A 14,870-nucleotide genomic window follows, 5' to 3' on the forward strand; every position below is an offset into this window, starting at 1 on the left:
CCACACCACGTGATAGCCGACGTAGATCGCCAGCACGAAGATGATCAGGTTGATCACCGTATGGTTGATGATGTCCACTTCCATGTGTCTCTCCGTGTCGACCAGAGTTGGCGCTTTAGCGCCTTACTCTGGTCCCATGCAAGGTAGTTGCGGTCAGGCCGGCCGCGTGACTTGTCCATCGCGGCACTGAAGCGTGGCCGCGACGATGTCGTCCGCGAGATCGATGTTGAGCGTGCCTTCCTCCGTGATGATCAGCTTGAGGAAGTCGAGCAGGTTGCGTGCGTAGAGCGCTGAAGCATCGGCGGCGACCATCGAGGCAAGATTGGTATAGCCGACGATATGCACGTCATGCTTCATCACCGCTTCATCGACGACGGTCAGCGGGCAGTTGCCGCCCTTGCGACCTTCATACTCAGGGCCGCGTCCCGCCGCGAGATCGATGATCACCGAGCCTGGCTTCATGTGCTTGACCGTTTCGACAGACAAAAGCGTCGGCGCGGGGCGACCGGGAATCAGCGCGGTGGAGATCACGATGTCGGCCGCTTTGGCACGTTCGTGCACTTGGGCGGCCTGCCGTGCGAGCCAGCTTGGCGGCATCGGGCGTGCGTAACCGCCGACGCCGACCGCTGCTTCACGTTCCTCATCGGTTTCGAACGGCACGTCGACGAACTTGGCGCCCAGCGATTCGATCTGCTCCTTCACGGCCGGCCGCACATCGGACGCTTCGACCACGGCGCCCAGGCGCTTGGCGGTCGCAATCGCCTGCAAGCCCGCGACGCCCGCGCCCAACACCAGCACGCGCGCGGCTTTCACAGTCCCGGCGGCGGTCATCAGCATCGGCATGAAGCGCTGATACAGATTGCACGCGACCAGCACCGCCTTGTATCCCGCGATATTGGCCTGCGACGACAACACGTCGAGACTTTGCGCGCGCGTCGTACGTGGCGCAGCTTCGAGCGCAAACGCGGTGACTCCCGCCGAAGCCAGTCGAGCGGTGTTTTCCGTATTAAAGGGATCGAGCATGCCGGCCAGCACGCTGCCAGATTTCAGCAACGGCAATTCGGCCTCACTCGGGGATTGGACTTTGAGAACGATCTCGGCGGCAAAAGCGGTATTCGCATCGACCAGCTCGGCGCCCGCCTGGGCGTAAGCATCGTCGATATAGCTTGCCGGCAAGCCCGCGCCGCTTTGCACCGTGACCCGGTGACCTTGCGACACGAGCTTCTTGACCGTCTCGGGCGTAGCGGCGACACGCGCCTCGTTCGCCCGCGTTTCAGCAGGCACTCCGATGTGCATCTTCGAATCCTCCAGTGTTTTTACGCACGCGTTCCGTGAAGAGGCGTGAGGATATGGCTGAGTTTGGTATTCAAATGCTGGGTAGACGGCTACCCGCAACTTTAACCGAAGAAAGCTTGTGCAAAAATCTGTTCCGGCACTTCTTTGGCGCATTTCTGCACCTTGTTTTCCGGCGCAAGATTGTGCAGGCATTGGTGTCACGGGCGTGAAAGTGCCCGAAACGGTAAAATAGCGACCCATGAAACCAGACCATTGGGCCCCGCACGTGACGGTGGCGGCCATCGTCGAGCGGGACGGGCGCTTTCTCGTGATCGAGGAACACACCTCGGCGGGGCTGCGGATCAACCAGCCGGCCGGTCACCTCGAAGCGGGCGAGACGCTCGCCGATGCGGTGATCCGCGAGACGCTGGAAGAAACGGCGCATCGGTTCGTGCCTGAGGCGCTCGTCGGGGCCTATATGACGCATTTCGAGCGCCCCGGCCGCAGCGTCACGTACCTGCGGTTCACGTTCTGCGGCACGACGACGGGCGAAGACGCGGGCCGCGCGCTCGACGACGGCATCGTCCGCGCCATGTGGCTCACCGTCGACGAACTGCGCGCCTGCGCCGCGCGGCACCGGACGCCGCTCGTCATGAAGTGCGTCGACGATTACCTTTCCGGGCGGCGCGTGCCGCTCGACTTCATTCATACGCATTCGGTAGCGCCAGTGGTGCGGGCCTGAACCCCCGACGCCCGGCGCCCACGGCAAATCGGTAGCAACATGAGCAAGCAAAAAGTGGTGGTGGGCATGTCGGGCGGCGTCGATTCGTCGGTGACCGCGTGGCTGCTGAAGGAGCAGGGTTACGACGTCGTCGGTCTCTTCATGAAGAACTGGGAAGACGACGACGACGGCGAATACTGCTCGACGCGCCAGGACTGGATCGACGTCGTTTCGGTGGCGGATCTGATCGGCATCGACGTCGATGCGGTCAACTTCGCCGCCGAATACAAGGACCGCGTGTTCGCGGAGTTCCTGCGCGAGTATTCGGCCGGCCGCACGCCAAATCCCGACGTGCTCTGCAACGCCGAGATCAAGTTCAAGGCATTCCTCGATCACGCGATGTCGCTCGGCGCCGAAACCATCGCGACCGGCCACTACGCCCGCGTGCGCGAGCGGGACGGGCTTTTCCAGTTGCTCAAGGCCACCGATTCGACCAAGGACCAGTCGTACTTCCTGCATCGGCTGAACCAGCAGCAATTGTCGAAGACCCTGTTCCCGCTCGGCGAAATGCCGAAGACGCGCGTGCGCGAGATCGCTGCCCGGATCGGCCTGCCAAATGCGAAGAAAAAGGATTCGACCGGAATCTGCTTTATTGGCGAACGGCCGTTCCGCGAATTCCTGAACCGTTACCTGCCGACCAAGCCCGGTCCGATGAAGACGCCCGACGGCAAGACGGTCGGCGAACACATCGGTCTTGCGTTCTACACATTCGGGCAGCGCAAGGGCATCGGCATCGGCGGCGCGAAGGAAGGCAGCGGCGAGCCGTGGTTCGTCGCGGGCAAGGACATGGCGACGAATACGCTGTACGTCGTGCAGGGCCACGATCACCCGTGGCTGCTCGCGAGCACGCTCGTCGCGGGAAATACGAGCTGGGTCGCGGGCGGGGCGCCCGAGGAAGGCGCGGCGTACGGCGCGAAGACGCGCTACCGACAGGCCGACGCGCCGTGCCGCTTCGGCACGGCGGCGGATGGCCGCTTCGAACTGCGTTTCGACGAAGCGCAATGGGCCGTGACGCCGGGACAGTCGGCGGTGTTGTATCAAGGCGACGTGTGCCTGGGCGGCGGCATCATCGAGCACGCCGCGACGGCTTTGCCCGCCGCGCATGCGGGCGAGGCGGCGCTTTTGGCGGCGCGGTAGTCGTTGGATAGCGGGCGGCGGCCCGCTTTTTCCAACCGGTTCGCAGCGTTCGGCGCGGAAGTCCTTTTTGATAAAGCTTTTTGATACAAGCGCTTGACCGTCTACCTAGTAGTAGATAATCATCCGCTGATGGACAAACATACCGTACGCGACCAGTTGCTGGACCACGCCCGAAACCTGCTGATGACGCGCGGCTACAACGGCTTCAGTTATCGCGATCTGTCGGCGCTGGTTGGCGTAAAGACTTCGAGCATCCACTATTACTTCCCGTCGAAGGAGGACTTGGCGTTCGAGGCGGTCAACACCTACAGCGCGGATTTGATGTCGTCGATTTACGCCATCGACAGTTCCGCTCCCGCCGACAAAAAGCTCGACCGATACGCGAAGGTGATGGCGAGGATTGCCGGCGAGGGCGATCAGGTTTGCTTGTGCGGCGTGCTTTCCGCTGATATCGCGTCGTTGCCGGACAAGGTGCGTCAGGCGGTTCAGGCGTTCTTCAGGGCCAACGAGAACTGGCTCGCGAAAGTGCTCGCCGAAGGTGAAATTCAGCGGACGTTAAATGCGAACGGCCAGCCGGAAGCCTCGGCTCGGGCGCTTTTCGCTGCATTCCAGGGCAGTTTGCTGGCGTCGCGGCTGTTTCAGGCAAGAGCACGGCTCGATGAAGTCATTCAAATCGTCAAACGTTAAGTGCTGTGGATAAGCTTGTGGATAACTTCGAGTCTCAAGGGGAAATTGTCTATCTTTAGATAGGTAGATTTTGGCGGATTTTGTCGATCCGGTATCTTGATATGGCGTTTTGTCCGTAGATGTGGGGAGTCGAAAGGTCCGACGGCGCTGGGACGGACGCTTTCATTTTCAAATTCATGCGCCGTCGCGCGGCAACCTATCTATGAGTAGATGAATTTTGGGAAAGCTCGCCAATATTTAACCATCCAACCCATCGAGCGACGCAAGCCGATGCAAAAAAGCCACCGCTCGGGTGGCTTTTTGCTCAAGACGGACAACAACCCCGCTCAACTCGGCAACGTATCGATAAACGACTGGCGCTGCGAAAGACGCTGGAAGTGCTTGTCCAGATTCGGATACTTATCCCGCCATTCCAATTCAGGCATGCGGAAATCCAGATAACCGAGCGCGCACCCGCAGGCGATGTCGGCGAGCGTGAAATGATTCGCCGAGCACCACGGCTTTGAGCCGAGCCCTTTGGCCATCGCCTTGAGACCGTCGTCGACCTTGTGCTGCTGGCGCGCGACCCACGCGGCGTTGCGATGCGCTTCCTCGCGCAGGACGGATTCGAGCCGGATCAGCACGGCGGCGTCGAGCATGCCGTCGGCGAGCGCTTCCCAGCAGCGCACTTCCGTGCGCTCGCGCCGCTCCTGCGGAAGAAGCTTGCCGACGGGCGTCAGCGTGTCGACGTATTCGCAGATCACGCGCGAATCGAACACGGCTTCGCCATCGTCCAGGACGAGGCACGGCACCTTGCCGATCGGGTTGAAATTGTGGATCTTTGAATCGGGCGCCCAGACGTTTTCGAGCACCAGTTCGCAGTCGATTTTCTTTTCCGCCATCACAATCCGCGCCTTGCGGACAAACGGGCTGGCAAGCGAACCGATCAGTTTCATCATCTCTTCTTTTTGCGGGTTTTCAGGGAGATTGGTCGTGGGAATGATCTTAACCGCCCGCACTGACGCCAAGGAGATTTCGAGATGACGGCGTTGTGGCTGGGCGACAACACCCAGCCACTGGCCGATGCGGCTCGATCAGCCCACTTGTTCAACCCGCCGACGCCTTCGCCACCGGGCAAGGCAAAGCACGCGACGAAGCCGCGGGCGCCCGCACCCTGGCGTTTTTCGCGGTGGCATTCGCCGACGAAGCAGGCTCGTCCGTCGCCGCCATCGCCGGGACGGTGCTCACCTCGCGCACGCCCGCGGAAATCTCGTTAGCAAGCTGGTCGACCGCCTTGCGATGCCCCGCGACGAGCGCGTCGTAGCCGTCGCCGACCGGCTGTCGCACGACCGTCCGGCACGTGAGCACGGCCTGCGAACCGGCGGCGCGCACGCTCCAGACGGCATCGATCACCGCCTGCGCGCCCGGCCACGACTCGAACCGCTGCATGTTCACCTTCACGCGATACACCGGCACGGAATCGGGGCGCGGCGTGTTGTACACGTCGATGGCGCCGAGTTGCTGCGTCAGGTCGGACGACAGCGCGCGGCGCACCTCGTCGGCGGGCAGCGACGACCAGCGCTCCTGCTCGAGCACCTGCACCTGCGCGGCGCTCGTCTGCACGACGAGCTGGCTTTTCGCGACCTGCGGCGGCATGTCGACGGGCGGCACTTCGATATAGAACGACGCCGGCATCGTCGAGGCCGCCGGCGCGTCGCCGCCGAGCGTATAGAAGCGGCTCGACGGCGAGGAAGCGCAGCCCGCCAGCAGCGAGAGCGCGCCCGCCATCGTCAACAATGCGCCGAACCCCGAGGCGAACTTCATGGTTTGTCTCCTGATTTACCGCGCAGCAACGATTCCGGATGCCGTTCCAGATAGTCGGAGAGCGCATTGAGGGATTGCAGCGTCCGCGTGAGTTCCTGCAGCGCCTGATGAACGTCCGACTGCAGCGGCGAATCCTGCTGCAGCGTCGACTGGGCGTCGGCGAAGGTCTTGCGCGCGGCGGTGAGCGTGTTGCGCGCTTCCGGCGCGACCTGCGTATCGAGCTGCTTGAAGAGGCTGTTCGCGTTCTTCAGCGAACTGTTCAGGTTCGCGCCGATCTCGTCGAACGGAATCTTGTCGAGCTTCTTCGCGATGTCGGCCACCTGAAGTTGCAGTTCGTCGAGCGTGTTGGGCACGGTCGGCAGTTCGAGCGGATCGGCGTCCAGGTTCACCTTCGCCGGCGCGGCCTTCGGGAAGAGGTCGAGCGCGATGTACAACTGGCTCGTGAGCAGATTGCCGGTGCGCAATTGTCCTCGCAAGCCATGCGCGACGAGGCGCTGCAGCAATGCCCCGCTCGCGTCGCTGCCCGGCGCCGGCAGGGATTCGCGCACCCGCTTGCCGAGGCGGTCGGGATACAGGTTCAGCGTGACGGGCATCATGAAGCTTTGCGTCTTCGGATCGTATTCGATGCCGATGTTCGTCACTTCCCCGAGCACGATGCCGCGGAAGTCCACCGGCGCGCCCACCGACAAGCCGCGCAACGACTGGTTGAAGTTCATCACGACACGCAGCGCCTCGCCGTCGGGATCGCGCATCGCGTCGGCTTCGTCGGAACCGAGGCGGAACTTCGCGTCCTGCTTTGCCTGCGTTCCGGCCTGCTGGTTCGGCGGTGTCTGGAACGCGATGCCGCCGAGGACGACGGTCGCGAGCGACTGCGTGTTGAGCTTGAGGCCGCTCGAATCGAGCCGCAGGTCGACGCCGCTCGCGTGCCACCAGCGCGAGTTCGTCCCGACGTACTGATCGTAAGGCGCATTGACGAAGGCCGTCATCGTGACGCCGGTGCCGTCCTTGTCGAGATTGAAGCCGACCACCTGGCCGACCGGCACGCGCCGGTAATAGACCGGCGAGCCGATGTCGATCGAGCCGAGCGACTCGCCGTGCAGCGTGAACTGGCGGCCTTTCTGGTCGCCGGTGACGGCGGGCGGCGTCTCCATGCCGACGAATTGCGTCTGGTCCTGCTGCGACTTGCCCGCGTCCACACCGATATAGGCGCCCGAAAGCAGTGTGGAGAGCCCGCTCACGCCGCTCGCGGCCACGCGCGGCCGCACGACCCAGAAGCGCGTGTCCTTCACGGCGAAGTCGGACGCTTCCTTGGTGAGCTGCACGTCGACGAGCACGCGCGCATGGTCTTTCGACAGCGTGATCGTCTTGACCGTGCCGACGTCGACGTCCTTGTACTTGAGCTTGGTCTTGCCGGGTTCGAGGCCTTCGGCGCTCACGAAGCTGATCGTGATGGTCGGTCCGCGCCCGGCGACCGTCTTGACGACGAGCAGCACGCCCACTAGCGCGGCGACGAGCGGAATCACCCAGACGAGCGACGGCAGCCAGCGGCTGCGCGGTTCGATCACCGGCTCGGGAAGATTGGGGGGCAAGCCGCCGCCGCCATTGTTCGGGGAATCGTTGCGAGGCTCGTTCGGCCCTTGCGGACTAGTCATATTTCTTTCCTGAGGGTTCGATGTTGTCCCACATGAGTCGCGGATCGAATTGCATGGAAGCGAGCATCGTCAGCACGACGACTGACGCGAACGCGAGCGCGCCCGGGCCAGCCGTGATGACGGCAAGCGATCTGAAACGCACCAGCGCCACGGTGAGCGTGATGACGAAGACATCCAGCATCGACCAGCGGCCGATGCGTTCGACCGCGCGATACAACGTCGTGCGCTGGCGCGGCCGCCAGGTCGAGCGCGTCTGCACGCTCCACGCGAGGAACGCGAGCGTGCCGAGCTTGAGCATCGGCACGAGGATGCTGGCGATGAAGATCACCGCCGCGAGCGGATAGTCGCCGTCGTTCCAGAAGAGCGCGACGCCGCTCATGATGGTGTCGTCCTCCGAGCCGAGGATCGACGCCGTGTGCATCACCGGATAGAGGTTCGCGGGGATATAGAGGATCGCGGCCGTGATGAGCAGCGCCCACGTGCGCGCAAGGCTGTCGGGATTGCGACGGTGCAACGTGGCGTCGCAGCGCGCGCAGCGCTGTCTTTCGACGGTGTACGCGAGCGGCTGCACGCGTCCGCACGAATGGCACGCGACGAGACCCGCGCGCGACGCGGTGGTGTAGTGCGGCTCGGCCGCGGCCGCGGCCGCGCCCGGCTGGCCCGATTCGACAGGTTCGTTCATGGCTCGTGCCTCGTAGCGGAAGCGACTGCGTTTCTCTCTTTGCGCATGCGTTTTGCCCGGACGCGCGCGGCCCGCCGCCTCGGCAGACGTTCGGCGATATTCCAGAGCGCGCCCGGATCGAAGCTCACGACGACCGCGATCATCAGCGTGAGCGCGCCGAACGCGAAGAGCGCGGCTTCGGGAATCACGCGCGCGAGGCTGACCATCTTCACGAGCGTGACGAGCACGCCGAGCATGAACACCTCGATCATTCCCCACGGGCGCACGGCCTGGATCGCGCGCAAGACCAGATTGAAGCCGGCGGGCACGTAGCCCGCGCGCAGCGGAATGAGCACGTAGAGCAGCGCGACGAGTTCGCACAACGGAAAAAGGATCGTCGAGCAGAACACCAGCACGGCGACGATCTGCATGTTCTCGTCCCACAACGCGACGATTGCGCCGATCAGCGTCGTCTGCGAGATGATGCCGTTCGCGTCCAGTTCGACGATCGGAAACGCCTGCGCGATGAGAAAGGTGAACAGGGCGGCGAGCGTCATCGCGGCGACGCGGTCGAGATGCTGCGACACGCCGCGATACAGCACCGTGCCGCAGCGTGGACAATTGGCAGTCGTGTGAAGCGGCAGACTTCGCCTGGCGAGCAGCGCGTCGCATTCGTGACACGCGATCAGATCGAGCGGTTTGTTCTCTTCTGCTTCATTCATGGGTTGAGACGCCGAGGCTCCAGAAGCGTGCGTTGCAAAGTGCCGCGATTCACCGGCAAGCGGCGGAACAAGCAAGCGGCGGGCCTGTGCGCATGGTAACAAATGGCGCGCGGCCGACGCCGGACCGGCTCGTTCGAGTGAATGTGTCGACGGAATCGGAATGAATGCGCGGATTCGTTCGTTTAGTTCCATGAATCTGCCGTCAGGCCGGCGCGGGGTGTCCGTTCGGACCGTTGCATGAGTGCAATAGTTCGTTGCAGCGGCAGAACGCGGCTGCCAGAATGAGCGCAGAAAACCCGCGAAACCCAATGCTGGCGGGCGTGCGCCGCTCGCCGGCCACGGTTTTCGGCGCTCATGCCGGCTCGCTGCCGTTCGGGTACGATGCGGCCTTGAATGTCGGTCGGCGCGAGCGGGCCGGTTTTTTTCGCAATCCTTCTGTCAGGTCCACTATGGAAAGCAGCACAAACCTCACGCCGACGACGACGCGCTACAGCGGCACGGCAATCGGACTTCACTGGCTGATCGCATTGCTGATCGTGGGCGGCTTCTGGCTCGGCTGGATCATGACGGACATCCCGGGCTTCACGCCGACGAAGCTGAAGTACTTCTCGTGGCACAAGTGGATCGGCGTGACGGTGTTCATGCTGGCGGCGGTCCGGGTCCTGTGGCGCACCACGCATCGCGCGCCCGAGATGCCCGAAGGCATCGCGCGCTGGCAAAAGGGCGCGGCGCACGTCACGCATTTCATGCTCTACCTGCTGATGCTGGTGATCCCCGTGTCCGGCTATTTCTACAGTTCGGCGGCGGGCATTCAGGTGGTCTATCTCGGCGTGCTGCCGCTGCCGACCATCATCGGACCGGACCAGGCGCTGAAAGGCACGCTGCGCCTGGTGCACGTCTGGCTCAACTACGTGCTGCTCGCGCTCGTCGTCATGCACGTGCTCGCGGCGCTGAAGCACCATTTCGTCGATCGTGACGGACTGCTCGGACGCATGATTCCGTTCGTCAAGTAGCCGTCGACTGTTTCCCGTCCGTTGGCGGCGCATTTCCCGGCTGCGGATTGTTTTCACCGTCTTTTGCATTCCAATACGGGTTGCAAACTTTTGGCTGTACTTTTTGCTTCATCTAACAAGGCAAACATGAAAGCGAATCTCTATCGTTGGATTCTGGCGGGCGTCGCCGCCACGTCGCTCGGTGCGGCGGTTGCCGCGCATGCGCAAGTCGATTTGGCAAAGAGCACCGTCATCGCGACGTCGAAGCAGATGGCCGTGCCCGTCGACGGCAAGTTCAAGAAGTTCACCGCGCAGATCAGCTTCGACCCGGCCAACCCGGCGGCGGGCACCGCGAACATCTCGCTCGACACCAGCAGCTACGACCTCGGCGACGACGAATACAACAAGCAGGTCCGCGGCAAGGAATGGTTCGACAGCGCGACGTATCCGGCCGCGACGTTCGCCTCCACGGCCATCGCGCCGGCGGGCACGAACCAGTACAAGGTCACCGGCAAGCTGACCATCAAGGGCAAGTCGCAAACAGTCACGGTGCCCGTCACGGTCACGCAGCAGGGCGCGACGGAAACCTTCGACGGCACGCTGCCGATCAAGCGCACGCAATTCGACGTCGGAACCGGCGAATGGAAGGACACCTCGGTGGTGGCGGACGACGTCGTCATCAAATTTCACATCGTCGCCGCGAAGAAGTGAGCGGCACACACATCCAGGAGAAGAACTTGAAGAAGCAACTTTTGATTGCAGCGGGCGCGTTGATCGCCGGTATGTCGCTTAACGCGATGGCGGCCGACACGTATCAGCTCGACCCGAACCATACGTATCCGAGCTTCGAGGCGGACCACTTCGGCGGCGTCTCGACGTGGCGCGGCAAGTTCAACAAGTCGAGCGGCACGGTGACGCTCGATCGCGCGGCGAAGACCGGCACGGTGAACGTGACGATCGACACGTCGTCGATCAACACCGGCAACGAGAAGCTCAACGAGCATCTGCAAAAGGCCGAATTCTTCGACGTCGCCAAGTATCCGACGGCCGTCTACAAGGGCACGTCGATCAAGTTCGATGGCGACACGCCCGTGGAAGTCGAGGGCACGCTGACGATGCACGGCGTGACCAAGCCGCTGAACCTGAAGATCGAATCGTTCAAGTGCTTCCAGAATCCGATGCTGAAGAAGGAAGTGTGCGGCGCGGAATCGTCGGCGGTGTTCGATCGCGGCGATTTCGGCATGGACTACGGCAAGTCGTACGGCTTCAGCCTGAAGACCACGCTGCATATCCAGACGGAAGGGATCAAGCAGTAAGGCTTCTGTTCCTGCCGAGTTTCGCTGGACCGAAACCCGCTTCGCGCGTCTTGCGCCGAAGCGGGTTTTTTCTTGATTCGGACAATTTCAGAATATGCGTATTTAACTAAGAACAGTCCGATATCTCAAAAATGCCCCGATTCTTATCCTTGAGTCATCTCGAAATAGTCAGGAAACGGCGGATGCCGCGACCGATTCGATCGGCTCAAGGAGTGCAGCATGAAAATCGCATCAGACGTTGGTCTCACGGTATCGGCTAATGTACGGAAGCAGGCCGCGCCGCGCGGCAACGGCGAATTGTGGCTGCGCCGGCCGATTCAGATTGCAGTTAGCGCGATGCTTCTTGCATCGGTGCTTCCCGCGCCAGCGATGGCGGCGAGTGCGTTCATTCTCAACGACGGCAAGGCGCATGCGGTATCCGGCACGGCATATGATGCCGGGACTTCGAGCTACGCAATCAGCGTAACGGGCTTGAACACATCGCTTGTCGCGAACGGAGTGACGGCCAGTTCCGCGACGAACAAAGGCGCGGGCGTCAGCGTGGCCACCAATGCGACACTTTCGATTTCCGATAGCGTCGTCACGGCGACCGGTTATAACGGAAGCGGCATCATGACGAGCGGATCGAAGAACACCAGCGCGACCGTCAAGGTGAGAGGCGGCTCCGCGACCACCACCGGGGACGCCGATCGACTGCGTTCCGGCAGTCGTCCCTCCGGCATGGCCGTTCTGGCATCCGGCACATATGCGAATACATCGGCGTCGCTCAATAGCATCGAACTCGACGGCACCGCTGTCGAGACGAGCGGCAAGAATGCGGGCGGGCTTGTGGCGTACGTCGGTGTGATCGACGGTTCGAATGTCACGGTGAAAACCAGCGGCGACGATGCGTACGGCGCGCAAACTATCGCGGGCGGCAATGTCGTCGGCACGATCGGCCTGGACGACAGTTCGATTACGACGTCCGGTGCTCGCAGTCACGGGTTGCTGTCGGATGGACGAAACCTTACTTCCACCTTGCCGGACTCGCTTATCTCCCTCTCCGGCGGCTCAGTGACGACACATGGCGATGACGCCTTCGGCGCATCGGCGCTCAACACCGGGCACGTCACGCTGCAGGAGACGCAAGTTCAAACGACGGGCGCGCGCGCATCCGGCGTTTCAGCCCTCTCCGGCGGCACGATCGATACGACGGGCGGCAGCATCGCCACCAGTGGTCAGGGCGCCGCCGCGATGGGCGCATCCGACGCTGGCACGGTGCTCACCACACATGCCACGACACTCGCCACGTCGGGCGATCAGTCGCTCGGCGTGTCGGTGCAGCAGGGCGCATCGGCAGTCGTGAGTGGCGGCAGCATAACGACGACCGGCGCGCAGAGCGCAGGCGTCATGGCGGCATCGGGGGCGACGCTCGCGCTCAGCGACACCACGGTGAACACTTCCGGTTCGGCGAGCCACGGCGCGGTGCTTTCCGGATCGGGCGGTGTCACGATGACGCATACGACGCTCATGGCGACGGGCGAAAGTGCGCACGGCCTCTTCGCCAATGCTCAGCATGCGTCCGGCGCGCGCGATTCGGTCTCGCTGACCGGCGGCAGTATCCAAAGCGCGCAGGGCAGCGCGGTCCGCGTCGATGGGGCATCGCTCGATGTCCACGCGGACGGCGACGCGCAACTGAGCGGCATCACGTTGCTCGAAGTCACGACGGACGCAGCAGGCAGTCACGCGGCCGTCTCGCTAAGCGCGACTGACAACGTCACGCTGTCCGGCGACATTGCGGCCGATGCGCAAAGCTCGGTGGACGTGTCGCTCAATCGCGCCGCGACATGGACGGGCGCGGCACGCAATGTCGGCGCGCTGTCCGTTTCCGACGATGCCGTCTGGAACGTGAACGGAGATGCGAATGTGGCGAGCGCGTCGATGGCGGGCGGCTCGGTGGATTTCGTGCGGTCGTCTGAAGGCACTTTCAAGACGCTCAATGTCGCTGGCGGCTGGAACGCGAGCGCGTCCAATGGACGCAACCCGTCGGTGACGCTCAACACGACGCTCAACGAAGGCGGCGCGCTGTCGAATCAGAAAACCGACCGGCTGCTGATCGCGGGCGACGCAAGCGGATCGACGACGCTCAACGTGCGCGCGCAAGGCGCGGGCGCGGTGACGAGCACGGCCGCCACGCCGGGCGCGAACGAAGGAATCTCGCTGGTTCAGGTTGGCGGCAACGCGTCGGCGAAGAGCTTCGCGTTGCAGAACGGGTATGTGGCAGTGGGGCCGCTGCAGTATCGGCTGAGCGCGACTGCGCCGGGCGCGTCGAGCGCAGCGCAGCGGCTTGTCGCCGGTTCGGGCGATGCTTATTGGGACTATCGGCTGAATGCCGTGCAGGTGAGCGAGGGCGGTTCTTTTGTCGACAATGGTTCGGGCACGACGGGCAATGTCACTCCTTCCGATGGCCGCCATTCGATGGCTAGTCCGGAGGGAAGCGACGTAGTTGGCTCGGCGGGCACAACGGGAACGACGACTGGCGGAACGACCGGTACACCCGGTACACCCGGCACAAACGGCGGTACGACTGGCGGTACGACTGGCGGAACGTCCGGTGCAACGGCCGGCGGAACGGCCATCGCCACGACGAACCCTACGACTGATGGCACAAACGGCGGCACCACCACCACTGAGGCCAAACCCGATGACACCGGCGCACCCGCAAACAACGCGAACCTTCAACCCGGCGATGCAATCTTGAACGCGACGCAAAGCGTCGCAAAACCTGATACGCGCTCGCTTCTCGTGCCTCAGGCGCCGTCGTACTTTGCTGCCAAGACAGCGCTCACGCAACATCTGGTCGACGGTCTGCCGACGCTTCATGCGCGCAGCGGCGCCATGCCGATGGATGCGGACGACGGCGCCGGTTCAGGACGCGGCGCGTACGCTCGCACCTATGGCAACAACTACACACAGCACACGGACCGCTCGTTCATGCAGTACGGCAGCGATTTCGACGTGCAATCCGGCGGCGCGCAAGCGGGTGCCGACGTCTACACGCGCAGATCCGGCAACGGCGCTTCGGTGCAGCTCGGCGTGTTCGGCGCATACGGCGCGGGCCGCACGTCCAGCAACGCGGTGGATGGCGCGAGCCGCAGCAGCTTCGACAGCATCGGCGGCGGCGTGAGCGCGACGTATCGGTTCAGCAACGGCACCTATGTGGACGGCGTAGCGAAAATCGACCGCCTCAGCGACTCGTTCAGCACGAACGGCCGCGACGTGGCATCGACGAAGGGCATGGGCTACACCTTCGCGGCGGAAACCGGCTACGCCCGCGCATTGCCGAAAAGCTGGTTCGTCGATGGCAGGCTCACGCTCGGCGTGGTCAACGTGAACCTGAACGACACCGTCGACGCCGATGGCATCGACGTGCAGTTTGGCTCGCAAACCAGCGCGCTCGGTCGCGTGGACGCCCGCGTGGGCCGCGACTTCGGCGCCGGCGACAATCGCGTCCGTCCCTACGTGCGCGCGGGCCTGGAAGGCGTGGCGGGCGGCGACACGGCCGTCAGCCTGTCGGGCTACCGCTTCAACGGATCGAACGTGGGCAATACGTGGATCGCCGGCACGGGTGTCGATGCACGGTTCGGCAAGTCGACGACGCTTGCCATCGACGGTGGCTATCGCAGCAGGTTGGGCGCCGCCGGCGCGCAAGGCGTGGAAGGTAACGTGACATTCAAAAGGACGTTCTGAGGTTCCAGGCAACCCGGGCGGCTGGCTGGCCGCCAAGAGCTTGAGCGTGGAAAAGCAAAAGGCCGGTTCGCGAGAACCGGCCTTTTGCCTTTTTACCGTGACTCGAACGCGAGAA

At 63.4% G+C, this 14,870-nt stretch carries 13 protein-coding genes and 1 pseudogene; 7 read left to right on the forward strand and 7 right to left on the reverse strand.

Features of this window, described 5'->3' with window-relative positions; genetic code table 11:
- Positions 1-84 (reverse strand): annotated as a pseudogene (locus AWB68_RS49720) (NAD(P) transhydrogenase subunit alpha); the annotation flags it as partial.
- A 69-nt stretch (positions 85-153) separates the two neighbouring features.
- The gene (locus tag AWB68_RS28840; protein ID WP_087647736.1) at positions 154-1,296 is read right to left on the reverse strand and encodes a Re/Si-specific NAD(P)(+) transhydrogenase subunit alpha; all 1,143 of its coding nucleotides are present in this window, start codon (positions 1,294-1,296) and stop codon (positions 154-156) included.
- A 238-nt stretch (positions 1,297-1,534) separates the two neighbouring features.
- Between AWB68_RS28840 and AWB68_RS28845 the strand changes: the two genes are divergently transcribed.
- From AWB68_RS28845 to AWB68_RS28855, 3 genes are all read left to right on the forward strand, one after another.
- A complete protein-coding gene (locus AWB68_RS28845; RefSeq protein ID WP_200828821.1) occupies positions 1,535-2,017 on the forward strand; it encodes an NUDIX hydrolase in 483 nt (160 codons plus the stop codon).
- Positions 2,018-2,056: 39 nt separating this feature from the next.
- The gene (mnmA, locus tag AWB68_RS28850; RefSeq protein ID WP_087647737.1) at positions 2,057-3,193 is read left to right on the forward strand and encodes a tRNA 2-thiouridine(34) synthase MnmA; all 1,137 of its coding nucleotides are present in this window, start codon (positions 2,057-2,059) and stop codon (positions 3,191-3,193) included.
- Between the two features lie 129 nt (positions 3,194-3,322).
- Positions 3,323-3,880, forward strand: coding sequence for a TetR/AcrR family transcriptional regulator (locus AWB68_RS28855; RefSeq protein ID WP_200828822.1), 558 nt, complete (start codon positions 3,323-3,325; stop codon positions 3,878-3,880).
- A gap of 326 nt (positions 3,881-4,206) precedes the next feature.
- Here the strand turns inward: AWB68_RS28855 and AWB68_RS28860 are convergent, their stop codons facing one another.
- The 5 genes from AWB68_RS28860 to AWB68_RS28880 all read right to left on the reverse strand — a co-directional run bounded on the left by AWB68_RS28860 (position 4,207) and on the right by AWB68_RS28880 (position 8,718).
- Positions 4,207-4,818 (reverse strand): glutathione S-transferase family protein, encoded by a 612-nt coding sequence (locus AWB68_RS28860; RefSeq protein ID WP_087647738.1) that lies wholly within the window; start codon positions 4,816-4,818, stop codon positions 4,207-4,209.
- Positions 4,819-4,966: 148 nt separating this feature from the next.
- Positions 4,967-5,683: a PqiC family protein gene (locus AWB68_RS28865; protein ID WP_087647739.1), complete on the reverse strand. Its 717-nt coding sequence runs from the start codon at positions 5,681-5,683 to the stop codon at positions 4,967-4,969.
- Complete coding sequence (locus AWB68_RS28870; RefSeq protein ID WP_087647740.1) at positions 5,680-7,335, reverse strand: PqiB family protein; 1,656 nt, start codon at positions 7,333-7,335, stop codon at positions 5,680-5,682. Before AWB68_RS28870 ends, AWB68_RS28865 begins: the two co-directional genes overlap by 4 nt.
- The gene (locus AWB68_RS28875) at positions 7,328-8,017 is read right to left on the reverse strand and encodes a paraquat-inducible protein A (protein ID WP_087647741.1); all 690 of its coding nucleotides are present in this window, start codon (positions 8,015-8,017) and stop codon (positions 7,328-7,330) included. Before AWB68_RS28875 ends, AWB68_RS28870 begins: the two co-directional genes overlap by 8 nt.
- Entirely contained in the window at positions 8,014-8,718 is a 705-nt protein-coding gene (locus AWB68_RS28880) for a paraquat-inducible protein A (protein ID WP_087647742.1), read from the reverse strand. Before AWB68_RS28880 ends, AWB68_RS28875 begins: the two co-directional genes overlap by 4 nt.
- Positions 8,719-9,167: 449 nt before the next feature.
- Here AWB68_RS28880 and AWB68_RS28885 point away from each other — a divergent pair, with 449 nt between their 5' ends.
- The 4 genes from AWB68_RS28885 to AWB68_RS28900 all read left to right on the forward strand — a co-directional run bounded on the left by AWB68_RS28885 (position 9,168) and on the right by AWB68_RS28900 (position 14,755).
- Positions 9,168-9,731, forward strand: coding sequence for a cytochrome b (locus AWB68_RS28885; RefSeq protein ID WP_087647762.1), 564 nt, complete (start codon positions 9,168-9,170; stop codon positions 9,729-9,731).
- Between the two features lie 126 nt (positions 9,732-9,857).
- Positions 9,858-10,421 carry a YceI family protein gene (locus tag AWB68_RS28890; RefSeq protein ID WP_087647743.1) on the forward strand — a complete coding sequence of 188 codons (564 nt, stop codon included), beginning with the start codon at positions 9,858-9,860 and terminating at the stop codon, positions 10,419-10,421.
- Between the two features lie 26 nt (positions 10,422-10,447).
- A complete protein-coding gene (locus AWB68_RS28895) occupies positions 10,448-11,026 on the forward strand; it encodes a YceI family protein (RefSeq protein WP_087647744.1) in 579 nt (192 codons plus the stop codon).
- 219 nt (positions 11,027-11,245) lie between these two features.
- Positions 11,246-14,755, forward strand: coding sequence for an autotransporter outer membrane beta-barrel domain-containing protein (locus AWB68_RS28900; protein WP_087647745.1), 3,510 nt, complete (start codon positions 11,246-11,248; stop codon positions 14,753-14,755).
- Positions 14,756-14,870: the final 115 nt, after the last annotated feature.

The sequence above is a fragment of the Caballeronia choica genome (assembly GCF_001544535.1).
Taxonomy (GTDB): Bacteria; Pseudomonadota; Gammaproteobacteria; order Burkholderiales; family Burkholderiaceae; genus Caballeronia; species Caballeronia choica.